At 63.8% G+C, this 22,571-nt stretch carries 20 protein-coding genes; 5 read left to right on the top strand and 15 right to left on the bottom strand.

The genetic code is table 11. The features are described 5' to 3' along the window. Positions 1-160: 160 nt before the first annotated feature. Positions 161-811 carry an SAF domain-containing protein gene (locus AC1L6K_RS05795; RefSeq protein ID WP_480951762.1) on the top strand — a complete coding sequence of 217 codons (651 nt, stop codon included), beginning with the start codon at positions 161-163 and terminating at the stop codon, positions 809-811. Positions 812-837: 26 nt separating this feature from the next. On the opposite strand, the gene AC1L6K_RS05790 is transcribed toward AC1L6K_RS05795, so the two are convergent. The 8 genes from AC1L6K_RS05790 to AC1L6K_RS05755 form a co-directional block, all read right to left on the bottom strand. Further along, positions 838-1,323 carry a hypothetical protein gene (locus tag AC1L6K_RS05790; RefSeq protein ID WP_480951761.1) on the bottom strand — a complete coding sequence of 162 codons (486 nt, stop codon included), beginning with the start codon at positions 1,321-1,323 and terminating at the stop codon, positions 838-840. 35 nt (positions 1,324-1,358) lie between these two features. Continuing rightward, a complete protein-coding gene (locus tag AC1L6K_RS05785; protein ID WP_480951760.1) occupies positions 1,359-5,558 on the bottom strand; it encodes an AAA family ATPase in 4,200 nt (1,399 codons plus the stop codon). Positions 5,559-5,667: 109 nt separating this feature from the next. Then, entirely contained in the window at positions 5,668-7,257 is a 1,590-nt protein-coding gene (gene guaA, locus AC1L6K_RS05780; protein ID WP_480951759.1) for a glutamine-hydrolyzing GMP synthase, read from the bottom strand. A gap of 232 nt (positions 7,258-7,489) precedes the next feature. Continuing rightward, positions 7,490-8,050 carry a DUF3817 domain-containing protein gene (locus tag AC1L6K_RS05775; protein ID WP_480951758.1) on the bottom strand — a complete coding sequence of 187 codons (561 nt, stop codon included), beginning with the start codon at positions 8,048-8,050 and terminating at the stop codon, positions 7,490-7,492. 99 nt (positions 8,051-8,149) lie between these two features. Continuing rightward, the gene (locus AC1L6K_RS05770) at positions 8,150-9,016 is read right to left on the bottom strand and encodes an SURF1 family protein (RefSeq protein WP_480951757.1); all 867 of its coding nucleotides are present in this window, start codon (positions 9,014-9,016) and stop codon (positions 8,150-8,152) included. Positions 9,017-9,165: 149 nt separating this feature from the next. After that, entirely contained in the window at positions 9,166-9,657 is a 492-nt protein-coding gene (locus tag AC1L6K_RS05765) for a PTS sugar transporter subunit IIA (protein WP_480951756.1), read from the bottom strand. 156 nt (positions 9,658-9,813) lie between these two features. Continuing rightward, positions 9,814-10,938 carry a GuaB3 family IMP dehydrogenase-related protein gene (locus AC1L6K_RS05760; protein WP_480951755.1) on the bottom strand — a complete coding sequence of 375 codons (1,125 nt, stop codon included), beginning with the start codon at positions 10,936-10,938 and terminating at the stop codon, positions 9,814-9,816. A gap of 55 nt (positions 10,939-10,993) precedes the next feature. Further along, the gene (locus AC1L6K_RS05755) at positions 10,994-12,118 is read right to left on the bottom strand and encodes a BtrH N-terminal domain-containing protein (RefSeq protein WP_480951754.1); all 1,125 of its coding nucleotides are present in this window, start codon (positions 12,116-12,118) and stop codon (positions 10,994-10,996) included. A 96-nt stretch (positions 12,119-12,214) separates the two neighbouring features. Here AC1L6K_RS05755 and AC1L6K_RS05750 point away from each other — a divergent pair, with 96 nt between their 5' ends. Both AC1L6K_RS05750 and AC1L6K_RS05745 read left to right on the top strand, forming a co-directional pair. Further along, positions 12,215-12,928 (top strand): hypothetical protein, encoded by a 714-nt coding sequence (locus tag AC1L6K_RS05750; protein ID WP_480951753.1) that lies wholly within the window; start codon positions 12,215-12,217, stop codon positions 12,926-12,928. Positions 12,929-13,066: 138 nt separating this feature from the next. Continuing rightward, entirely contained in the window at positions 13,067-13,708 is a 642-nt protein-coding gene (locus tag AC1L6K_RS05745) for a hypothetical protein (RefSeq protein ID WP_480951752.1), read from the top strand. A 66-nt stretch (positions 13,709-13,774) separates the two neighbouring features. On the opposite strand, the gene guaB is transcribed toward AC1L6K_RS05745, so the two are convergent. From guaB to AC1L6K_RS05725, 4 genes are all read right to left on the bottom strand, one after another. Beyond that, positions 13,775-15,286, bottom strand: a complete 1,512-nt coding sequence (guaB, locus tag AC1L6K_RS05740) for an IMP dehydrogenase (RefSeq protein ID WP_480951751.1) — start codon at positions 15,284-15,286, stop codon at positions 13,775-13,777. Positions 15,287-15,599: 313 nt separating this feature from the next. Beyond that, positions 15,600-17,207 carry a chaperonin GroEL gene (gene groL / locus AC1L6K_RS05735; RefSeq protein WP_480951750.1) on the bottom strand — a complete coding sequence of 536 codons (1,608 nt, stop codon included), beginning with the start codon at positions 17,205-17,207 and terminating at the stop codon, positions 15,600-15,602. Between the two features lie 96 nt (positions 17,208-17,303). Then, on the bottom strand, positions 17,304-17,600 hold the full coding sequence (gene groES / locus AC1L6K_RS05730) for a co-chaperone GroES (protein ID WP_038464523.1): 297 nt from the start codon (positions 17,598-17,600) through the stop codon (positions 17,304-17,306). Between the two features lie 168 nt (positions 17,601-17,768). Continuing rightward, a complete protein-coding gene (locus AC1L6K_RS05725; protein ID WP_480951749.1) occupies positions 17,769-17,945 on the bottom strand; it encodes a hypothetical protein in 177 nt (58 codons plus the stop codon). Between AC1L6K_RS05725 and AC1L6K_RS05720 the strand changes: the two genes are divergently transcribed. Continuing rightward, complete coding sequence (locus AC1L6K_RS05720) at positions 17,944-18,834, top strand: ABC transporter ATP-binding protein (RefSeq protein WP_480951748.1); 891 nt, start codon at positions 17,944-17,946, stop codon at positions 18,832-18,834. The two genes, AC1L6K_RS05725 and AC1L6K_RS05720, sit on opposite strands and share 2 nt — an antisense overlap. Then, positions 18,831-19,643 carry an ABC transporter permease gene (locus AC1L6K_RS05715; protein WP_480951747.1) on the top strand — a complete coding sequence of 271 codons (813 nt, stop codon included), beginning with the start codon at positions 18,831-18,833 and terminating at the stop codon, positions 19,641-19,643. Before AC1L6K_RS05720 ends, AC1L6K_RS05715 begins: the two co-directional genes overlap by 4 nt. Before the next feature lie 48 nt (positions 19,644-19,691). Here the strand turns inward: AC1L6K_RS05715 and AC1L6K_RS05710 are convergent, their stop codons facing one another. The 3 genes from AC1L6K_RS05710 to AC1L6K_RS05700 are packed head-to-tail and all read right to left on the bottom strand — an operon-like array spanning position 19,692 to position 22,481. Next, positions 19,692-20,447, bottom strand: coding sequence for an iron ABC transporter ATP-binding protein (locus AC1L6K_RS05710; RefSeq protein ID WP_480951746.1), 756 nt, complete (start codon positions 20,445-20,447; stop codon positions 19,692-19,694). Beyond that, a complete protein-coding gene (locus AC1L6K_RS05705; protein ID WP_480951745.1) occupies positions 20,444-21,514 on the bottom strand; it encodes an iron chelate uptake ABC transporter family permease subunit in 1,071 nt (356 codons plus the stop codon). Before AC1L6K_RS05705 ends, AC1L6K_RS05710 begins: the two co-directional genes overlap by 4 nt. Then, complete coding sequence (locus AC1L6K_RS05700; RefSeq protein WP_480951744.1) at positions 21,507-22,481, bottom strand: ABC transporter permease; 975 nt, start codon at positions 22,479-22,481, stop codon at positions 21,507-21,509. The genes AC1L6K_RS05705 and AC1L6K_RS05700 overlap by 8 nt, the downstream gene beginning before the upstream one ends. Positions 22,482-22,571 lie beyond the last annotated feature (90 nt).

Genomic DNA, 22,571 nt, shown 5'->3' with positions numbered 1-22,571 from the left:
GCACCCCTGTTGCGGGCCCGCCAGGCGGGCCTAGCGTTGGCTCATGAAGCCCGCACGCACTCCCCCAAGCCCGCCCGTTTATCCGGGGCCCGCCTGGAGCTCCCGTTCCTGGTCGGGACGTGCTGCGGCGCCGTCGCCCCTCCAAAGGATTCTTCGGCTCATGGCGCGCCGCCGGCGGCTGTTCGCGGCCCTCCTGCTCTGCGTTGCGGCGGCCGTTGCCGTCCAGCAGCTCACCCCGGCAAGCCCTGCCACCACCACCGTGCTGGTTGCGGCCCGTGATCTGCCGGCAGGCCACATTCTTGCCAAGGACGACGTGCTCGCCGCCACGGTGAGTCCCCGCATGGTGCCCGACGGCGCATTGCTCCCGGCCGCTGGCACGGCCGCGTCTGCGACTGGTACCGGCGTGCCCGGCAGCTGGGAGGGAGGGCAGGTGTCCGGTCCCGTCCGCCGCGGCGAAGTGCTCACGGATGCATCGCTGCTGGGAAACGGCCTGCTGATTGGGTCCCCTTCCGGCAGCCAGGCCGTGCCCCTGCGGCTGAGCGATCCGTCCACACTCGCCCTGCTGCACCAGGGCCAGCTGGTCACGGTTGTGTTGAGCAGCACCCAAGGCATGGACGGGCCCGTCAGCAATGAGGTGCTGGCAGAAAATGTGCCTGTATTGTGGACACCTTCCCTGGCCCGGTCGGGCGGAGGGCTGCTCCCGGCACAGGAAAACGAGGGAATTGTCGTCGTGGCGGCGTCAGCCAGCCAGTCCGTCCAGCTGGCAGGCGCCATCAACCGCGGAAAGGTATTCCTGATCCTGCTGAATTGATGCGCAGACGCCCGGCTGGCGGCCGGTTAGTTCCTGGCGGCTTTGACGGCCGCGAAGTAATTGTTTGGCGCAGGCAAATAGCACAAGCCGGCGGCGATGCCACCGAGTACGAGCTGTGCCGCGGTGGTCAGGCCCTGCGGCAGGGTGAATCCGACCAGCTGAGTCAAGGTCAGCACCACCAGCACGCCCACCGCAACCCTGGCCCAGGTCCGGCCCTTGTGCAGAAAGAAGGCAAACAGCAAATACGCGCACACGGTGGCAACACCGGCCAGGAGCACTGTGATCACACCCATGTTCCGCATGGATTCAAGGCTCGGCACGGATCCGCTCATGGTGTCGATCTGGGCTTGAATCGACACGAGGCGGTCAGGCGACACTGCGTAGGCCACTGCCATGATCGAGGCCACTACCTGCACTGCTGCGGCAACAACCAGCAACCACGCGGCCACAGCCACCGGTCGTGGAGCTGCCGGTTTGGGTGTCCCGGTGTTCTTGTCCTTGAACGCGCCCATGCCCGGTATTTTCGGTGGTGTGGCCACGCCCGTCCTCAGCCCCAATGCGGGGGCTTGTTCTCGCGCAGCCATGCGTCATGGCCGCGGTCGGAGGGCGCGTCGCCCCATGTGTGGTCGGCGTCGTTGGGAGCCACCTTGGGCAGCAAGGTCGACTCCGTTGCCGGTGCCGTCATTGACGACGTTGACGTCGGGGCATCGTCAGCTGCATTGCCGGCCGGCGTCTCTTGGGCCCCACTCACTGCTGTCACGCTCTCTTCACTGGTCCTTGATATTTCTGCATCCTTGGCGGGCCGCGAATCGTTTACGGCCACCTCGCCCGACGGCACGTTTGCAGCGTCCCCTGAGGCTGCGTTGTCCCCTGCGGCCCGTTCCGGGGCAGCGCCGGTGCGGTGCCGTGAGCGGGGCGAATCGATCACGGCTGTCATTGACGCGTCATCGGATGTGCCCAGCAGGGATGCCAGCTCAGCATCTCCGCTGGTCGCAGGCAGTCTCAGATACTTGCCAATCTGGTCGGCACAGCTGGACGGGTCCGTAAAGACTTCAATCGTCCACAGCGGAACATACCGCCAGCCCAACCGCTCAAGCATCTGCGGCCGCAACCGGCTTCGTTCGCGCACGCTCATGTTCTGGTATCGGGCCGTGCCATCCGATTCAACAGCCACCGGGTCGGGAATTTCATGGTCTTCCCGGCCAAGCAGCTGGACGGGATCCGGGGCAGCTGCCATGTCCAGGGCGCCGTCGTAATGGTGCCACACACGCGCACCACGGGCACGAAGCCTGTCAGCCAAATCTGCCACCAGGGGATCCTCACCGGTGTCGCGCTCACTGTCGAGGGCGCGTGTTGCCGGTGTGCCCAGCAAGGAGTTCCCGGCAAGTTCACGGTCAAGGAGTTCGAAGAAATCAACGGCACCAAAACTCAGCCTGCTTTCGTCCAAATCCTCGGGACGGAAGCACGTGACAATGTGAATGTGGGTCCGGGCCCGGGTCATGGCCAAGGCAAACTTGGCACGGCCGTCAGGCTCGGACAAGGGCCCGAAGCCGTGCAGCGCGCGACCATGCGGGGTGCGGCCAAAGCCCAGGGAGAAGATGACCCGATCCCTGACAAGTCCCGCCGCCCTGTCCACGGTGACCACACGGAACGACTCAGGACCCGAGGCAAAGAATTCAGCCAGCAGCGGATGGTTGGCCATTTGCAGGCGGATGGCCTGGGCCACCCTCACCGCGTGTCGCTCGCTGGCAGTGATGATGGCCAGCGATTCGCGGGGCCGCACCCTGGCGTGCTCGAAGACCAGGTCAACAATCCGGTTGACCTCAGCCACCACCGACTCAACACCACCGTCGCCGGCACCGGGCAGGCCCTTGCCGTCAGGGAGGTAGTCAACGGTGAGGGCGCGTTCAAGCCCTGTCACGGCCCTGCCGTCAGGCAGCCGTTCCAGCTGCGAGTCGTAGAATCCGCTGCTGAGCTGGCGCACCAGGTCCTCATCAACGGCTCGATAGGAAACAGTGAGGCGGTGCCGCGGAAGCACCCTTGAGAGTGCGCCAAAGACGCTTTCGAGGGGGTGCTGCCCGGAACCGCGGTCCCCCGGGGCGCCGACGGCAACGCTGAAGCTCTTGGGGCAGGCCGTTTGCTCGTCGCCAAAGGCAACCACCTGGCCGGCCCGGGCCAGTGCCGGCAGTGCTGACTGCAGCGAGGTCGATTCGGCATCCAAAATCACGACCGCGTCAAAGTGGAAATCTGCCGGGATGGCCGAGGGCACCACCAGCGGGCTCAGCACAAAGACGGGAGCCAGGTTCCGCAGCAGGTCAGGTGCCTGCGCGCCCAGTGCCGTCAGGGACACCCGGCCGTCCTTCAACACATTCCGGAGCATCTCGCCTTGGCGGTTGCGTCCAGCAACGATTTCTGTCCACTGTTGGGCCAGCCGCCAGCGGATCCGCCCCGGACCGGAGGCGAGGTGAGTTTGGTCCGCCAAGCGGAACTCGGCTTCCAGGCGGCGCAGGTTGTCGCCGTCGGACATGGCAAGGTATTCATCCCCGCTGATCATGGCTTCCAGCGCCGACTGCCACCATGCCAGCTCAAGCTCGGAGCCGGTCTGCCCGGCGGGCACCTCGCGGCGGGCCAGGTCCTCGAGCAGCTCGCCCAGGCCATGCTCGCGCATGCCCTCAAGCAGCAGCGTGCGCTCCGGCAGCGTCTCCAGGGATTCCTTGGACGCAACCAGCGCCTCCAGGCGGCCGACGAGCTCGCCGGAGTTGAAATTGAGCAGGTCCCCGCCATCGACTGTGCGCTCCAAAACAGCGCCCAGTGTCACTAGCTTCTCCCGCAAGCCCATGTACGTGCGGCTCAGCTCGGCCAGGCCGGACGGCACGGTGGGGTGGCGCTTGCTCGTGGCAGCTTCCGCCCACAAGGTGCTTTGCTCGTTGACCAGCAGCAATGAGGCGTGCAGGTCGGAGATGTGCACGCCGGGGCGGACCAGGTCCTTGGCGTTGCGGCGGAACCGTGCACGTTGCAGGGCGGGCATGTCAACGCCGCGCTCCCGGCGCCAGGCTGCGGTTGCCGTGGCGGCGATCATCTCGTCGGTGGACCAGTCGAAAATGTCGGCGTTGAACTTGTCAAGGCTTTCGCGAATCGCCACCAGCATGGTCAGCTGCCGGCCCCACTCGGCAAAGGAATGGCCTTGGCGGATCTGGCCAAACTCGGCCACTTCACGCATCTTCACGGCAAATCCGGGCACCTGGGCATGCAACTGCTCTGCCAGCGAATACGCCGATTCGGTTTCCTTGCGCGTGACCATGCGGGAGCCGTGCCAGGCACTGCTCACGGCAACCTGGCTGAACGCACCCAGTTCGGCGGCCCGGCGCAGGCGCGACGTCAGCTCCTTGCGGTCCCGAATGCTGTCCAGCACGCTGCGTTTGAGCCGCACGGTGGTGGACGGTGCCGGGTGGATCGAGGTCAGCTCCGCCAGCGATTGCATGGCCTGGTACGGCGAGCAGCCCCAGCGGTCGCGCACATTGTGCAGGCTGGCGACGTGGTCAACCAGCTGGTGGCGGTGGTCGACGAGCGTCTCATGCAGGCTGTCAAGCTTGGGTTCGACGGCCTTTTCGTTCCGGGTGATGGCCCGGATCAGCTGGGACTTGATTTGCTGAGGCCCTGTATGGGCGCTGAGCTGCAGAAGCAGCGAGTCAAGGTCGTGCTCGGTGAGAATCTGCGCCAGTTCATTGAGTGTTCCGCGGCGTTCGCCCACCACCAGGACGCTCTTGCCGTCATGGACAAGCTGTGCGACGGCGTTGATGGCCGTCTGCGTCTGGCCGGTGCCTGGCGGGGTGGAGACGAGCACCGATTCACCGCTGCGGATCAGGTCAAGGACATACTGCTGCTGCGGATCGGCGTCCAGCACCAACAGCTCGTCGTTGGGGTGGCGGTCATCCAAGGGGACAAAACGGGCGAAGTCCGGTTCCAGCTCGACGGGCAGGACGTCGTCGCCGCTGTGCCGCTGCAGCATTTCCAGCAGCTCATTGCCGACCGACAGTGCCGGATCGTTCAGGTTCTCGGCCAGGAACGCGAAGGTGGAGACCACAAGTTCGTGTTCCACGACGGCCCCGGGCAGGGGCGCAAGCAGGGCCCGCATCCTGTCCAGCACGGGGGCCGGGTCAAAACGTGCCGTGCTGTAGGCCAGCCGGCCCAGGGCAGCGGCGTCAACATGGATGTTGGCGTGTTGGGCCAGGTGCTTGACCAGGGCAGGGTTCACCTGTGCCTGCTCCATGAGCTGGAGCTCGTAGTCGTCCTGACCCGGGCGGACTGTCAGTGCGACGGCGGCAAGCAGCACTGGTGCGCAAACGTCCTCGCTGTTTGGCCCGGCCACAGCAGACCAGCGGGCCATCCCGGCGCCGAGGTAGCCGACGTCGATCCCGCGGTCGGTGCTTAATTCAAAGATTTTGGCGCGCAGGGCGGCGGCAGCCTTCTTCGCGGCTGAATAGTGTTCGGGCTCGCGAATCAACGTGGACAGGCGGGTTTTGCGGCCGGCCAAAAGCTGGGCCAGCCCCGAAGGGTGGGCGTGCGTGAGAGCGATGCTGCCATGCTCGGTTTTTACGAAGGCAAGAGCTGTGTCCGCGCCTGAATACGAATCCAAGCCAGCAAGCCAGGTTTGGAGTTCCACTGAACTCTCATTGGGGCCTGCAACTTCGGACACGGGTGCCTTCTTCTCTGCACTTGAGCGAAACGGTCTTGACCATACTGACATGTAATTCAGGCTATCGCTCCCAGCCTGCCAATGCCTGTTCGGCACACTGGAGGGCGCCACATTTCCCTGTTTTCACAGGTGTGGGCACCCTCCAGCGTCCCTGAGGGAGTTACTCCCACTCAATCGTTCCCGGCGGTTTGGACGTGACGTCCAGAACAACACGGTTGACACCCTCCACCTCGTTGGTGATCCGGTTGGAGATCTTCGCGAGAAGGTCGTACGGCAGGCGCGACCAGTCGGCGGTCATGGCGTCCTCGGAGGACACCGGACGCAGCACGATCGGGTGGCCGTAGGTGCGGCCATCGCCCATGACTCCCACGCTGCGGACATCCGCCAGCAGCACCACGGGCATCTGCCACACTTCGTCGTCAAGGCCGGCTGCGGTGAGTTCGGCGCGGGCAATGGCGTCGGCGTTGCGCAGCAGCTCGAGGCGTTCGCCGGTAATTTCACCGACGATGCGGATGCCCAGGCCGGGGCCGGGGAACGGCTGGCGGCCGACGATCTCGGGCGGCAGGCCCAATTCGGCGCCGACTGCACGGACCTCGTCCTTGAACAGGGCCCGCAGCGGCTCAACGAGCTCGAAGCGCAGGTCCTCGGGCAGACCGCCCACGTTGTGGTGGCTCTTGATATTGGCTGCGCCTTCACCACCGCCGGACTCCACAACATCGGGGTACAGGGTGCCTTGGACGAGGAACTTGATCTCTTCACCTTCGGAGGCCGCCTCGGCCATGATGGCACGTTCGGCTTCCTCAAAGGCACGGATGAATTCGCGGCCGATGATCTTGCGCTTGGTCTCGGGGTCGGAGACACCGGCCAGGGCGTTCAGGAAGCGGTCCTGCTCGTTGGCAACGTACAGGTTGGCGCCGGTCGACGCCACAAAGTCGAGCTCCACCTGCTCGGCTTCACCTTGGCGCAGCAGGCCGTGGTTGACGAACACGCAGGTGAGCTGGTCGCCCACGGCGCGTTGCACAAGTGCCGCGGCAACGGCTGAGTCAACGCCGCCGGAGAGCCCGCAGAGGACCCGGGCGCCGCCGATCTGCTCACGGATCAGCGCCACCTGCTCGTCGAGGATGCTGGTGGCTGTCCAGTTCTTCTCCAGCTTGGCACCGTTGAACAGGAAGTTCTCCAGCACCTTCTGGCCGAAGGCGGAGTGCTTGACCTCCGGATGCCACTGGACACCAAAGAGACACTTTTCCTCGTTGGCAAACGCGGCAACGGGGGCGCCGGCGGAGGATGCCAGCACGTCGAAGCCCGCGGGGGCCTCCTGCACGCTGTCTCCGTGGCTCATCCACGTGGTTTGCTCTGCCGCGGTTGAGGCAAGAATTGAACGGCCTTCGCCGAGGAGCTGCACCTGGGTTGAGCCGTATTCGCGCTGGCCGGTCTGGGCGACAGTTCCGCCCAGGGCCGCTGCCATGGCCTGGAAGCCATAGCAAATACCCAAGACCGGGATGCCGGCTTCAAACAGGTCGGCGCCCACCTTGGGGGCACCCTCCGCATAGACACTCGAGGGTCCACCGGAGAGGATGATGGCAGCTGGGTTTTTAGCCAGCAACTGCGCAGTTGTATAGGTATGCGGCACGATTTCCGAGTACACATTTGCCTCACGCACGCGGCGCGCAATCAACTGGGCGTACTGGGCACCGTAGTCCACAACCAGGACGGGCTTCTGGGAAGTCTGGGCCTTAGCGGGATTAGTCACGGTTCAATGTTAACCCACGCTGCAGCCGCCCGGTCCCGGCGCTGCCCTTTCAGTGACCAGTTACTCAAAACCGGCCGTCTTGAACAACGCTCGCGCAGTGACTGCGCGAGCGTTTCGGAAAAAACCACCATTGCTGCGCGAGCGTTTCGGAAAAACCCACCATTGCTGCGCGAGCGTTTCCAGAGACGGCGGACGGAACCTCCCGCTGTCGTGCTTCACACGGCAGCTGGGCTCAGTAGCGCTTTCCGGCCTTGGGATTGGCGGCAACCTCGGCCAGCACTTCCTTGTGGACCTTGCCTTCAACAATGAATGAGAGGAAGGGAACCACGCCGCCGAGGGCGATGAGGATCAACTTGCCAACGGGCCAGCGCATGAGCGTCCACAGGCGGAAGTCGGCAATCAGGTACACCACGTACATCCAGCCGTGAACGATCAAGACCATGGTTGACAGGTTCACGCCGCCGGTGACCGCCATCAGGCCTTCCTCAATGTTGACAAGGCCCAGGCCATGCGGAGCGCCCGCGGTGTCCGTGCCGCCGGCGACAAGCACGCTCTGGAAGCCGTAGCGCAGCACGAGTTCAACGACCAGCAGCAGCAGCATGGTTCCGGTGGCGTACGCGAGCACCTTGTAGAACTTCAAGGCGCTGAGGATCTGCGCCGGGGTGCCGCCAAAGCGGCGTTTCGGGGTGGCCTTGGCTTTGGCCTGCCCCGAACCGTTGGCCGCCTGTGCGGTGACTGGTGCCGTGTTCCCGGACGCTGTGTTCTTGGACTCGTTGTTGCTGGGCTCGGTCATGGTGCCGGCTCTCCTCATTCTGTGCTGGGCTTCAGACTGTCCAAAAATCCAGCCTGGGCAAATTCTTGGTCGGTGGTAATTCTCAGTTGGTGCCAATGACTAGTTGGTGCCAATTCCCGCCCGGGGACCCTCACTGTGGTCTCCGCCGTCGGGATCGTCTTCATCATCTTCGTCTTCGGCGTCGATGTCGAACAGTTCGTCCTGGTCGCGGCGATAGTCGTCTGCGACCAGACGCCACCACAGGAACACGGCAAAGCCGGCAAACAGCACCCATTCAACCGAATAAAAGATGTTCAGCCAATTGATCTTGTCGTTTTGGTCGGTCGCGGTGACGGTGATCGGGACCAAGTCCCCGGCCTGCCCGGCCGCACCCGCGTCCTTGCCGTCAAGGACTTCACTGTGGGAAACAATGAAGGCTGCGTAGGTGGTGACGGACCAAATGTTTGTCAGTTCGGCCGATGACAGGGCCTTGACCTGGCCAGCGGGAAGGTCCTGGGCCAGTTCCGGCCCTTCGGAGTTGAGCAGCCTGCCTTCAAGCGAGAGGTGCCCGGCCGGCGCGGTTGGCACGTTGTCAGGGGATGCGATCCATCCCCTGGCCACCGGGATCACGACCTCCTTGGTGGCTGCGGATCCAACGGGCGGGACCGCGCCGTCCACCTCAAACGCCGTAACAACCCAGTACCCTTCCGCGCCGTCCTGCAAACGCGAGGGCACCAGCACTTGCTTGCTTGGATCGAATTGGCCCTGGGCCGTGACAAGCTGGCCTTCGGCGCTGCCGAGCATGGGTTCGCCGGGATCCATGATGTCATGCAGCGGCTGGACCTGCCCCGTCACCGACGGCGGAGCCACATCCTTCTCCAAGGAACGGGAGAACTGCCACTGGCTCAGAAGAACGAAGGCGGCGGCCACGGCAAGCGCAAACACCAGCGCGGCTATCCATTTGGGCTTGAGGGCAGTTTTCAACACCCTTCAACGGTACTTCGTAATCGCGTAGAACAACGAATGCACCCGGAAACTGGCAGGGCTTGCCAGCGCAGGGGAAGCGCTGGGCCGACGGCTCCGAGGTGCCCTATTGCCGGTTCGTCCGCGAACCGGCAATGCGGCGGAACCGGTGCCTAGTGGTCGAAGAACACCAGGGTGGAGTTGATCAACTCGGTAATGACCTCGGCATCGTGGGCCCGGCGCAGGGACTCGCGGAAGTTTTCCTTGAACAAGGATCGGGCCAGGGTGGCCAGCACTTCCAAGTGCGCGGAGAACGAGCTGTCCGGGGTGGCAATGAGCAAGATCACTGTTGCGGGTCCGTCGACCGCCCCAAAATCAAGGCTGTAGCCGAATTTTGTGATGCCCACGGCGATGGAGATTTCCTTGGCGTGCACGCTTCTGGCGTGTGGCAATCCGACCCCGCCAGGCAGGCCTGTCGCCATCTGGTGTTCCCTGGCATTGACATCGTTCAGGAAGCCTTCCAGGTCCGAGATTCTGCCCTGTTCAAACAGCTTGGCTGCCAATTGGGCGGCCGCGTCTTCCTTGGACTCTGCTTCCATCTCCAAAATCACCAACCCGGGGTTGGTCAATTCCGTGTCGTAGCGTTCCAGTGAACCCGATGTCATTAGTACCTTTCCGCTGCCTAAAAAGTCTTGCCCCATCCCCCAGTCTAGCCGCACGGCTCGAGCCGCCTGGGGCTGGTCCGAACCTCCGCCAACCCCCAAGCGCCCCTGTCCACAGGGGACGGGGCGCTTGGGGGACAGCAGGGCAGTCACTGGAAACTAGGGCGAAACGATGACCTCTACCCGCTGGAATTCCTTCAGGTCCGAATATCCGGTCGTGGCCATTGCGCGGCGCAGGGCACCGACCAGGTTGGCGGAACCGTCGGCGTTGCGGGCGGGACCGTGCAGCACCTCTGCCAGCGTCCCCACGGTTCCCATGTTCACACGGTGCCCGCGCGGGAGTTCCTGGTGGTGTGCCTCGGCACCCCAGTGCCAGCCCTGTCCGGGAGCCTCGGCGGCACGCGACAGTGCGGCCCCAAGCATCACGGCGTCGGCGCCCATGGCGATGGCCTTGACGATGTCACCGCTTGAGCCCATGCCGCCATCGGCAATCACGTGCACATAACGTCCACCGGACTCGTCCATGTAGTCACGGCGGGCCGAAGCCACATCAGAAATGGCGCTGGCCATGGGCGAACGGATGCCCAGCGCGCGGCTCGTGGTGGTGGAAGCCCCGCCACCGAAGCCCACAAGGACGCCGGCGGCACCAGTGCGCATCAGGTGCAGTGCCGGGGTGTAGCCGGCCGCGCCGCCAACAATGACGGGGACGTCGAGCTCGTAGATGAACTGCTTGAGGTTCAGCGGTTCGGTGGTTTTGGAGACGTGTTCGGCTGAAACGGTGGTCCCGCGGATCACGAAAATGTCAACGCCGGCGGCAATGACGGTCTTGTAGAACTCCTGCGTGCGCTGTGGCGTCAAGGAACCGGCCACCGTCACGCCGGCGGCACGAATCTCGGCCAGGCGGGCTGTGATCAGCTCGGCCTTGATGGGCTCATTGTAGATTTGCTGGAGACGCACAGTGGTTTCGGGATCCATGACCGAAGCCTGCAGGATCGCGATTTCATCAAGCAGCGGCTGCGGATCCTCATACCGGGTCCACAGTCCTTCCAGGTCAAGGACGCCCAGTCCGCCGAGTTTGCCGAGGGCAATGGCAGTCTCCGGGGACATGACGGAATCCATCGGCGCACCGAGAACGGGAATATCAAATTGGTACGCGTCGATCTGCCATTTCACTGACACATCCTGCGGGTCGCGGGTACGCCGGGAGGGCACAATCGCAATCTCATCCAACGAATATGCGCGGCGTCCGCGCTTTCCACGGCCAATCTCAATCTCATAAGTCACGCCACCCACCCTATCGCAGCGGAGGCCCGAGCCATTAAAAACGGGTCATACGGTGCTAATATCCGCCGTCGGAAGCCGTTTGCAGCGCCTGGGCCGCAGTGGTTTCCAGCACCGCGATCGCTTCAACCCGCAGGGCCATGGCGGCAAAATCCGGTTCGGCCGCGGTCCCCACCAGCGCCGTCAGGGCGTCCCAGTGCTCGCCCAGGGCCCGGTACTGGGCGGCCGTCTCCTGCAACCCTGCACGTTCGACGCCGGACAAACCGTCCCCGGCCAGCGCCACCTCCTCCAGGAATTGGGCATACAACGGACGCAGCGCCCCGGGTCCGCTGTACCGCCGCCCGGCCAGCAGCCCGTGCAGCATGGCCATGCCGGACCGGGCCCGTTCGGTGTCGGCGAAGATCCGCAACCAGCCCCGCTTGGAACGGCTGTCGGTGAGCCGCTGGGCCCAGGTGTGCATCCCCAGAATGCCAAAGTTCTTTGCGTAGCCGGGCGGGATTCCGGGCGGTGCCTGCTCCGAGAGCAGTTCCTGCGAGGTTTGGGTCATGGCCTGCCGCAGCGCTCCAAGGGTCAGCTCGGCACCGCTGTCCCAGTCACCGCCGCCGGTTTCCTCGCCGCCTGCCACCACGTGGGCCTGCCAGTGCTTGTCCGCCTTGCGTGAGCCGCGCGCCTGCGCCAGCGCGGCGGAACTGATGCGCTCCAGCCGCCCGCCGCCGTCGTCCAGCAGGTAATCGCCGCCGTCGCGGGAGACAATGGCCACATCGACCGAGTCCATGTCGGCCAGCGGGTCCTCAGCCGCCCACGGCAGCTTGCCGCGCACAACACGCACGACGGCGGGGACCCCAGTTTCCAGCGCAGCATCCAGCCTGCCCCGGGCCAGGGAGACGCTGCCGGTCTGCTGGATGGTGACGGCGGCACCGCAGCGCTGCAACAGGTTCTCGGTGTACGGTCCGGGATGAAACCGGGTGACGGCCGACGCCGTGGTGGTGTCCTTGTATTCAAAGGTGAAGATCATGAAGCCGATGCCGCCGGCCAACCCTGCCAGCATCGCCTCGGTGAAAGGGGCGCTGGTGAAGGGGCTGCGCACGCCGGACGCGGCCAGCACCCTGGTCCACAGGCCCGCGTCCCAATGGGCATATTCGGTGTGGGCAGCATAGTCAGGAAGGTCATGGGCGGCAGGCATGCGTTGATTCTAGCCGTGAGTGGTGCCGGGTCGGAGTGGGTCGGAGTGGGGGCCCTCCCCATCGCGGCTTCACGGCCCCGCCCATAAACTGGGGACATGACGTTTCAGTCCGCCCCGCAGGAGCCCGCATGCCGGGTTCACACCCCGGCCGCAGCAGTCCACCGTGTGCCGGTACCAGTGCAGCCGGCCGCTTTTGTGCGTCCCCTCTACTACTGGCTGAACTCGGACGCGGCCCGCATGGCGCCGGCGGAGGGCCCGTCGGCCCTGCGCGACATGGCCTGGGCATACGGCCAGTGGCAGGGCCTTGCCGGCACATGCACAGGTTTGGGGCTGACGCTGCTCGGGGGCGGGCTGCTATCCCTTGCCATGCTGGACGGTTTCCCCGCCTTGTGGCTGTGCTTGATCGCGGCGGGCCTTGCCTTGTTGACGACAGGAGTGCTGGTTCGCAGACTGAAGCTGCCCAAGATCGCGCAGCTAAAGCAGCCGCCGTTATCCCGTGCCCCGGGGACCTTGGCCTCCGGCGTGGGTCTTGCCGCCTTCATGTCCGTGGCTCTGGGAGCACCCATGGCCCTGGCACTTGCTGATTGGCTCCGACAAGGTCCCGGTCCGACGTTCGCATTTTTCGCTGTCCTTGGCCTTCTGGTTCTCGGCGCGGCCAGCGCCTTCGCCGTGCCTTCCTATTTCGCCCAACATGCACGACGGAACTTCCGCGCCTGCATCGATAAAAACCCGGCGCTCCGCGAGGAGCTTGAGGCACTTTCCAGCTCTTGGCGGGACCCGTACGCGGACAAATGTTTCGGTCCGCTGTAACTCCGAAATCCCCGCCGCCGAAAATCGTCCTCCCCAACCCTCGCTTCGCTCGGCCGGGGCCCCTCGGCCGCTACCGCTTGCGTCCTCCCCAACCCTCGCTTCGCTCGGCCGGGGCCCCTCGGCCGCTACGCTTAGTCCATGACTGACACTGAACTTCGCATGACGGACCACGAGCTGCTTACCTTGTTGTCCATGACCCCCACCGAGTCCGCCGCCGTCACGCTTGGCCTGCTCCGTCTCGACCAGCACGGAGACAACGAACTGCTCCACAACGCGGGCCTCACCACCTTGATGGTGAGGGGAATGGCCGAGCCCCAAGGCGAGAAAATCGTACCGGTCGAAAAGGCAGCAGTCGTGGGTTCAGTCCTTTCCCAAGCCCAGGAATGGCTTGAAATCTCGCTGACCACACCGACCAGCAGCCATGTGCTCTTCGCCGTGGGATCCAACGTTGGCGCCGTGTTGTTGAGCATCAGTCCCCACGGCGTGCACGAAATCCAGCCCATCGAATCCGGCCCGGCCATGCTCGAACTCGGCATCCACCTCGGCAATGAGTACCTCACAGGCGCCGCCGAGGGCCTGCCCGCCACAGCCGTAATCCGGCGCCTGCGCGTCGACGCCGAGCCTGTCGTGGCCCAGCTGACGGCCGTGGAGGCCGGCGAATGGGTGCTCCGCAGCGGCACCGAGTCGGAATTCACCGAGCACAGCCACCCCGCAGCCGAAGCCATGGCCCAGTTCAAGGCAACACTGGAAGCCCAGCCCGCACCCAGCCCCCGGGGTTAAAGCAGACCGGCGGCCGGCCACCCTTCCTGCGAAAGGTGTCCGGCCGCCGTCGTGCTTAAGCTGAAATTACTTGTTGTAGTTCGGTGCTTCCACGGTCATGGTGATGTCGTGGGGGTGGGATTCCTTCAATCCGGCGGCCGTAATGCGGACGAACTTGCCGCGGGCCTTCAATTCCGGAATGGTCGGGGCGCCAACGTAGAACATGGTCTGGCGCAGCCCGCCAACCAGCTGGTACGCAACAGAAGCCAGCGGACCGCGGTAAGCCACACGGCCCTCGATGCCCTCGGGAATGAGCTTTTCATCGCCGGACACGTCAGCCTGGAAGTAGCGGTCCTTGGAGTAGGACGTGTTGTTGCCGCGGGTCTGCATGGCACCCAGCGAGCCCATGCCCCGGTAGGCCTTGAACTGCTTGCCGTTGACAAACACGGTGTCGCCCGGGGACTCCTCGGTGCCGGCCAAAAGCGAACCGATCATGACAGTGTCGGCACCGGCAACCAGTGCCTTGCCGATGTCGCCCGAGTACTGCAGGCCGCCGTCAGCGATCAACGGCACACCGGCCGGGATGGCGGCCTTGGCGGATTCGTAGATGGCGGTGATCTGCGGGACACCGACGCCTGCGACGACGCGGGTGGTGCAGATGGAGCCGGGGCCGACGCCGACCTTGATGCCGTCGGCCCCGGCATCGATCAGGGCCTGGGCGCCTTCGCGGGTTGCCGCCTGGCCGCCGATGACATCGACGTGCGCAGCGGACTTTTCACTCTTCAGGCGCTGGATCATTTCCAGCACACCCTGGCTGTGGCCGTTTGCCGTGTCGACGAACAATGCATCAACACCGGCGTCAACCAAGGCCATGGCGCGCTCGTAGCCATCGCCGAAGAAGCCGATGGCTGCACCAACGCGCAGGCGACCTTCGTCGTCCTTGGTGGCCAGCGGATACTGCTCAGCCTTGGCGAAATCCTTCACGGTGATCAAGCCGCGCAGGACACCGGCGTCGTCAACCAGCGGGAGTTTTTCAATCTTGTTCTTGGCCAGCAGGCCCGAGGCGTCTTCGCGGCTGATGCCCACCTTGCCCGTAATAAGCGGCATGTGGGTCATGACGTCACGGACCAGGCGGGTGGAGTATTCGCTTTCCGGAATGAACACGGTGTCGCGGTTGGTGACGATGCCCATGAGGCGGCCGGCTTCATCAACCACTGGCAGTCCGGAGACGCGGAAGCGGGAGCACAGCACATCGAGTTCAGCCAGTGTGGCATCCGCTCCCACAGTTACGGGATTGGTGATCATGCCCGACTCGCTGCGCTTGACCAGGTCAACTTCTTCAGCCTGGCGCTCAATGGAGAGGTTGCGGTGGACAACACCCAAACCGCCCTGGCGGGCCATGGCGATGGCCATCCGTGATTCGGTTACCGTGTCCATCGCGGCTGAGAGCAGCGGGGTCTGCACGCTGATGCGCTTGGACACCTGTGAACTGGTGTCCGCTTCGGAGGGGATGACGTTGGTAAACCCGGGTAGGAGCAGGACATCGTCGTACGTCAGGCCAACAAAGGCGAAGGGGTCATGGATTTCAGACTGGGACACGAAGGCTCCTTGGCGGGGGTAGAACCATTGGGGGTGTGCATCCGATGGCCTGTTCCGTGATTACGAAGCTGGCCTGTGCGTTGGTTACAGTCTAAAACGAAAGCTGCCGATGCCCTATTCCCGAGTGGTTCGTCACAGCGGGCGCCTCTCAGCAACGGAAAATGCCGCCGCTCGCGCAAAAAGCCACCGGTATATCGGTGGCAAATTGCGCGAGCGGCGGCATTTCTTGAAACTGGTACCAGTTGAGCCCACGCGCCCGAGAGCCCCAACGGTCAGCCGCAACAGCGGCTGACCGTCGGGAGGGCGTTGGGGGTTAGTGCTGGTGCGCTGCTTCTTCGTCCTCGGCAGGCTTGTCCGTCACGAGAACTTCGGTGGTGAGCACCAAAGCCGCGATGGAGGAAGCGTTGCGCAGGGCTGAACGGGTGACCTTGACGGGGTCGATGACTCCGGCCGAAACCAGATTCTCGTACTCGCCGGTTGCAGCGTTGAAGCCGAAGCCGTCTTCAAGTTCGCCAACCTTGTGGACGACAACGTAACCGTCGTGGCCGGCGTTCTGGGCGATCCAGCGCAGCGGCTGGGCAACAGCCTTGCGAACGAGCTCGATGGCCGTAGCCGCGTCGCCTGTCAATGCCAGAACCGAAGCGTCGTCGTCAAGGGCCTTGGCGGCCTGGACCAGTGCGGAACCGCCACCGGCCACAATGCCTTCTTCCAAGGCTGCACGCGTTGCGGACACAGCGTCCTCAATGCGGTGCTTCTTTTCCTTGAGCTCGACCTCGGTGGCTGCGCCAACCTTGATCACGCCGATGCCGCCGGCCAGCTTGGCCAGGCGTTCCTGCAGCTTTTCCTTGTCCCAGTCGGAGTCGGTGCGCTTGAGTTCAGCGTGCAGCTGGGCCACGCGGTCGGACACGTCGTCAGCCGTGCCGGCACCGTCAACAATGGTGGTGTTGTCCTTGGTGACCGTGATGCGGCGAGCCGTACCCAGTACTTCAAGGCCAACCTGGTCCAGGGACAGGCCGATCTCCGGGGAGACAACCTGGGCACCGGTCAGGATCGCAATGTCCTGCAGCATGGCCTTGCGGCGGTCGCCGAAGCCCGGAGCCTTGACGGCAACTACGTTCAGCGTGCCGCGCAGGCGGTTGACGATGAGCGTGGAGAGAGCCTCGCCGTCAACGTCTTCGGCAATGATGAACAGCGGCTTGTTGGCAGCAAGTGCCTTTTCCAGCAGCGGCAGGAATTCCTGCAGGTTGGAGATCTTGCCCTGGTTGATCAAAACCAGTGCGTCTTCCATGACTGCTTCCTGGCGTTCCGCGTCGGTGACGAAGTACGGGGACAGGTAGCCCTTGTCGAACTGCATGCCCTCTGTGAGGACCAGTTCGGTTGAGGTGGTGGAGGATTCTTCGATGGTAATGACACCATCCTTGCCGACCTTGTCGAACGCCTCGGCGAGCAGGTCGCCGATTTCCTGGCTCTGTGCGGAGATGGCAGCAACTTCTGCCACCTGTCCACCCTCAACCGGGCGGGCGTTCTCCAGCAGGCGCTTGGCAATGGCTTCAACCGAAACCTGGATGCCGCGCTTGAGCTCGCCGGGAGCCGCACCTGCAGCAACATTGCGCAGGCCTTCCTTGACCAGTGCCTGTGCCAAAACGGTGGCGGTGGTGGTGCCGTCGCCGGCAACATCGTTGGTCTTTGTGGCAACTTCCTTGGCCAGCTGTGCGCCAAGGTTTTCGTAGGGGTCTTCCAGCTCCACCTCACGGGCGATTGTCACGCCGTCGTTGGTGATTGTGGGAGCACCCCACTTCTTGTCCAGTACTACGTTGCGACCGCGCGGGCCGAGGGTCACCTTGACGGTGTCCGCCAGCTTGTCGATACCGGCCTCAAGGGCCTTCCGGGCGCTGTCATTGAATGCAAGCTGCTTAGCCATGCGGTGTATGTCCTTTCACGCAAAGACCCCGCGCTCGTGACCCAAGAACGGTCCCGGTCGCGGGGGCTTTACAAAGTGGTTACTAGACGACAGTCGTTACTTAACGACGATGGCCAGCACGTCGCGGGCCGAGAGAACCAACAGCTCTTCGCCACCGGTCTTCACTTCAGTTCCACCGTACTTGGAGTAGATGACGACGTCGCCAACGGCAACGTCGATCGGGACACGGTTGCCGTTGTCATCGACACGGCCGGGTCCAACTGCCACTACTTCGCCCTCCTGGGGCTTTTCCTTGGCAGTGTCCGGAATAACCAGACCGGAAGCGGTGGTCAGCTCTGCTTCGAGCTGGCGAACAACAATACGATCCTCAAGAGGCTTAATAGAGACCGACACTCGGACCTCCCCTTCACATGCGTAAATTCTATGGATGGCTGGCAGTCTTCCTGGCCATGTTTTATGGAGCCCAACCGTCGTCGCGGTGCCGGTGGTGCTCCCATGGCCAAAAAGATAAGCAGTTAGCACCCTCAGGACGAGAGTGCTAAGTCGACTCTATGGAATCGATTAGCACTCGGTCAAGGCGAGTGCCAGATTTGAGCTGAAATGTACGACGTCGGCGGGCCGGGTTTCGCTCACGGCGCACCCCTGTGACTCCCTGCGCAGGTGCGGGCGGCCCATCAGGGGCAGGCCGGCGGACGGTTCCCTGTTCAGACGGCTGCGGGGGTGCAAGGATGATGCCATGACCACGAGTCCTGTGCAGGTGCGCGAGCTGAAGAAAACGTACGGCAGCTTCAACGCGGTTGATGTCATCAGCTTCGACATCCACGAGGGCGAGACGTTCGCCCTGCTGGGCCCCAACGGCGCGGGGAAAAGCACCACCATCGAAATCCTGGAGGGCTACCGGAACAGGACCAGCGGTGACGTCCGGATTCTGGGCGTAGATCCGCAGCACGGCGGGCTGGAGTGGAAAGCCAAGCTGGGCATAGTCCTGCAATCCACCGGAGAGAGCGGCAACGTCACGGTCCTGGAACAGCTGAACCACTTTGCCGGCTACTACCCCCACCCCCGCAGCGTTGCCGAGGTGATCGAGGCCGTTGGCCTGGCCGGCAAGTCCAAAACCCGGATCAGCAAGCTCTCCGGCGGGCAGCGCCGGCGGGTGGATGTTGCGTTGGGCATCATCGGGCGGCCCAAATTGCTGTTTCTTGATGAACCAACCACCGGTTTCGACCCGGAGGCCCGCCGCCAATTTTGGGGCCTGGTCAATCAGCTCAAGGACGAAGGCACCACCATCCTGCTCACCACGCACTACCTGGATGAGGCGGCAACCCTTGCCGACCGGGCAGGGGTGATCATCGGCGGCAAATTGGTGGACATTGGGCCCATTGATGACATTGGCGGGGAGGAAGCAAAGGTGCCCCTCGTGCGGTGGCGGCAGGACGGCGTCGTCCGTGTTGAGCGGACCACAACGCCGGCCGCGCTGGCCGCACGGCTGCATGCGGAGCACGGCGGCGAGGTGCCGGGGCTGGAAATCACCCGGCCCAGCCTCGAGGACATTTATTTGGACATGGTCGGAAACCATTCGGCGGCCCAGGCTTCGGCTGCCCAGGCGGCTGCGGGGGATGCCGCATGAAAACCCTGCAGCTGGGCACCTCCCGCATTGGCTACGAACTGCGGCTGTACTTCCGCCAGGGCGATTCGGTGTTCTTCACGTTCCTGTTCCCGATCGTGATGCTCTCGATCTTTGCCGTCGCCTTCAGCACCAGCGGCAACATCGGCGCGGCGCCCGACGGCAGCGGCGGCATCACCTTTGCCGCCTTTTATGTGCCGGGCATGGTGGCCGCCGGCCTGCTGCTCAGCGGGGTGCAGAACCTGGCCGTGGACATCGCCGGGGAGAAGGGCGATGGCACGCTCAAGCGCCTCGGCGGCACTCCCCTGCCCGTGTTCTCGTACTTCATGGGCAAGGTCGGCATGGTGCTTGTCAGTTCGGTGTTTCAGGTCATCCTGCTGCTGCTGGTGGCCCGCTTTGCCTTCGACGTCTCACTGCCCACCGACATGGCCAAGTGGCTCACCTTTGCGTGGGTGTTCCTTTTCGGGGTGATCACCAGCTGCGTTTTGGGCATCGCCCTCTCGGCACTCCCCCGGTCCGGCAAAAGCGCCACGGCCGTGGTGATTCCGATTGTGTTGCTGTTGCAGTTCATTTCAGGGGTGTACCTGAACTTTGCGCAGCTGCCGGTGTGGCTGCAAAACATTGCCAGCATCTTCCCGCTGAAATGGATGGCCCAGGGCATGCGCAGTGTGTTCCTGCCGGGGTCGTTTGAGGCGGCCGAGCCCGGCGGCGCATGGGATCTGGGGCTCGTGGCCCTGGTCATGGGGTTGTGGCTGGTGGTGGGCCTGATCCTGTGCCGCATCACGTTCCGCTGGATCCGCAAGGACAGCTGAGACCCTGCACGGAGGCGCCGGGGCTTCCTTATGGTGGAAAGCGGCAGGCTAGTAGTAAACGGCCAGCGGTCCGCGGGGCCCGGCAATGACCTGCACAGGGGTGTCGAAGACCCGGCTCAGCACCTCATCGGTCATGATTTGTGCCGGCGTGCCGACCTCAATGACCTTGCCGTCCTTGACGGCACAAATATGGTCGGCGTAGTGGCCGGCAAAGTTGATGTCGTGGAGCACGATCACCACGGTGCGGCCCAATTCCACGGCGGCCCTGTGCAGAAGCTGCATCATCTGCGCCGAATGTTTCATGTCCAGGTTGTTCAACGGCTCATCCAGCAAGACGTAGTCGGTGTCCTGGGCCAGCACCATCGCCACGTAGGCGCGTTGGCGCTGGCCGCCGGAAAGCTGGTCGAGGTACCTGTTTTCGAGCTCCTCGAGGTTGAGGAAGTCGATGGAGCGGGAGATGAGTTCCTCGTCGGCCGCGGTCAGCCTGCCCTTTGAGTGCGGGAAACGGCCGAAGCCGACAAGTTGGCGCACCGTGAGCCGGGCGACGAAATGGTTTTCCTGGCGCAGGATGGACACAATCTTGGCCAGGTCCTTCGAGGAAGTGCTTGCCACGTCGTACCCGGCTATCTCGATGGCACCGGAGTCAAGCCCCAGGAGGCGCCCGATCATGGTCAGCAGCGTTGACTTCCCCGCCCCGTTGGGACCCACCATTGCCGTGATGCCGCCGACGGGAATCTGCAGGTCGACAGGGCCGATCGCGACGTCGCTGCTGTAGTTCTTGTGGACTTGGGAGAGTGTGATCACAAACGGCCCTTTCGGAGGATGAAGATGAGGAAGACGGTGCCGCCAACGGCCTCGATGATGATCGAGACCACGCCCTGGGCGTAGAACACGTTCTTCATGATGAAGTACGCCCCGGACAGGACCACGAACCCTGTGAGCACGGCCACCGGGAACACGTAGCGGTGGTCGTGGGTGTCGGCCAGCTGGTAGGCGAGGGTGGCGACCAAAAAGCCCAGAAACGTCATGGGTCCGACCAATGCGGTGGAGACGGCCATGAGGATTGAGACCAGGAAGAGCACCCGCATGGTCTCAAAGCGGTGGTTCAGGCCCAGGTTGATGCTGGTGTCCCGGCCCAGTGCAATCACGTTCAGGCGCTTGGCATTCAGCAGCAGCAACACCCCTGCACCGAGGGCGAGCGGTACGGCGACGGGCAGGTAGCTTGTGTCGGCATTGGAGATCGACCCGAAGAGGCGGGCCGTCAGCACATCGAATTCGCTCGGCGACAGCAGTCGCTTCATGAACGTGGACAGCGCGCCCAGCCCGCCGCCGAGGACAATGCCCACGAGCAGCATGATCTGCAGATTGCCGTTCTTGCCGGACAGCAGCCACCCGTAAAGCGCCATGGACAAACCGACCATGAGGACGAGCTGCAGGGCGAACTGCGTGACCCCCTGGATCGCCGTCACCCCCGCCACCCCAAGGAAGAACACGGCCGATGTCTGCACCGCGACGTACAGCGATTCAAAGCCCATGATGGAGGGTGTGATGATGCGGTTGTTCGTTGCCGTCTGGAAGCTGACTGTGGCGACTGCCTGGCAGAACGCCACGAGCAGCATGATGAGGATGTTGGTCGAGCGCATCTTGGAGATCAGCCAAAAACCCTTGGAACCCGGTGGCATGGGGTTGTCCCAGACAATCAGGCCGATGCCGAAACCCAGGGCAAGCACAATGAGAATGCCCAGCACGATCCAATAGCGCCTGCGCACGCGGCCGGTGGCCAGGGATCCCGACTGGCGTGAGGGGTTGTGCCGGGAGGCTGCCTTGGCGGTTGTCCGGGGCGCGGTTTTCACTGTTGTCGATTCAAGCATTCCGGCGCTGCCTCAGTAGCAGTCCGACAAAGACGACGGCGCCGACGACGCCCAGGATCAAGGAAACGGGGACCTCAAAAGGCATGATGATGGTTCTTCCCACCAGGTCGCAGACTGTCACAATGGCAATGCCCAGCAGGCAAACCCACGGCAGGTTGCTGCGCAGGTCGTCGCCGCGGAACATGGAGACAACATTGGGCACAATCAAGCCCAGGAACGGCAGGTTGCCAACCACCACCGTGACAACGCCGGTGGCTATGGCAATGAGCCCGGTGCCGAGCAGCATGATCTGGTTGTAGTTCAAGCCGACATTGGTGGCGATTTCCTCACCCAACCCGGCCACCGTGAAGCGGTCTGCGACAAGGAAGACCACGATGCCCACGATTGCCACAATCCACAGCAGCTCATACTGTCCCCGCAGGACCGAGGTGAAACTGCCGGCGAACCAGATGCCCAGGCTTTGGAGCATGTCTGTCTGCAGGGCAATAAAAGTGGAAAATGCCCCGACCACGGAGCCCAGCATGATGCCCACGATCGGCACCGTCAGGGAGGCCTTGAGGGAAACCCGGCGCAGGAACAAGAAGAAGATGAAGGTGCCGATGAAGGCAGCGGTGACGGCCCCGCCCATCTTGGCCATGAGGCTTGCACCGGGGAAGAGGATCATCACCGCAAGGAGGCCGAGACCGGCCCATTCGGTGGTGCCCGTGGTGGTCGGTTCGACAAAACGGTTTTGGGTGAGCAGCTGCATGACGAGGCCGCACATCGACATGGCGGCGCCTGCCAGAACCAGGGCGATGGTGCGTGGGATGCGCGTGATCGCGAACATTTCCACGCCGTCGTCGCCGCCAAAGATGTCATAAACCCCTGTGAACAGGGACAGGACCAGCAGCAAAGCCACTACTGCCGTCCCAATGAGCAGCTTCGGCTCAAAAAGCCTGCCCTTGGCTGGTGCGCGCGTGGTGGTCACCGTGCGTTGGTCCCTTCAATCTTTTTTGTGGAAATACCAGTGGCAGACCCAGCCTGCACGGCCGCGCCTGCCACTGTGCTGTTGCAAACT

It is taken from the genome of Specibacter sp. BI4 (assembly GCF_056680095.1).
The sequence above is the reverse complement of the archived record's forward strand: the minus strand, read 5'-3'. Positions and strand labels throughout refer to the sequence as shown.

Bases quoted from the DNA above. Each gene is read 5' to 3' on its own strand.
- AC1L6K_RS05755 (WP_480951754.1), bottom strand. From the start codon at position 12,118: ATGCCTGCCGCCCATGACCTTCCTGACTATGCTGCCCACACCGAATAT.
- AC1L6K_RS05785 (WP_480951760.1), bottom strand. From the start codon at position 5,558: ATGTCAGTATGGTCAAGACCGTTTCGCTCAAGTGCAGAGAAGAAGGCA.
- AC1L6K_RS05765 (WP_480951756.1), bottom strand. From the start codon at position 9,657: ATGACATCGGGTTCACTGGAACGCTACGACACGGAATTGACCAACCCC.
- AC1L6K_RS05795 (WP_480951762.1), top strand. From the start codon at position 161: ATGGCGCGCCGCCGGCGGCTGTTCGCGGCCCTCCTGCTCTGCGTTGCG.
- groL (WP_480951750.1), bottom strand. From the start codon at position 17,207: ATGGCTAAGCAGCTTGCATTCAATGACAGCGCCCGGAAGGCCCTTGAG.
- AC1L6K_RS05750 (WP_480951753.1), top strand. From the start codon at position 12,215: ATGACGTTTCAGTCCGCCCCGCAGGAGCCCGCATGCCGGGTTCACACC.
- AC1L6K_RS05790 (WP_480951761.1), bottom strand. From the start codon at position 1,323: ATGGGCGCGTTCAAGGACAAGAACACCGGGACACCCAAACCGGCAGCT.
- AC1L6K_RS05715 (WP_480951747.1), top strand. From the start codon at position 18,831: ATGAAAACCCTGCAGCTGGGCACCTCCCGCATTGGCTACGAACTGCGG.
- AC1L6K_RS05725 (WP_480951749.1), bottom strand. From the start codon at position 17,945: ATGGCATCATCCTTGCACCCCCGCAGCCGTCTGAACAGGGAACCGTCC.
- AC1L6K_RS05720 (WP_480951748.1), top strand. From the start codon at position 17,944: ATGACCACGAGTCCTGTGCAGGTGCGCGAGCTGAAGAAAACGTACGGC.
- AC1L6K_RS05775 (WP_480951758.1), bottom strand. From the start codon at position 8,050: ATGACCGAGCCCAGCAACAACGAGTCCAAGAACACAGCGTCCGGGAAC.
- AC1L6K_RS05745 (WP_480951752.1), top strand. From the start codon at position 13,067: ATGACTGACACTGAACTTCGCATGACGGACCACGAGCTGCTTACCTTG.
- AC1L6K_RS05705 (WP_480951745.1), bottom strand. From the start codon at position 21,514: ATGCTTGAATCGACAACAGTGAAAACCGCGCCCCGGACAACCGCCAAG.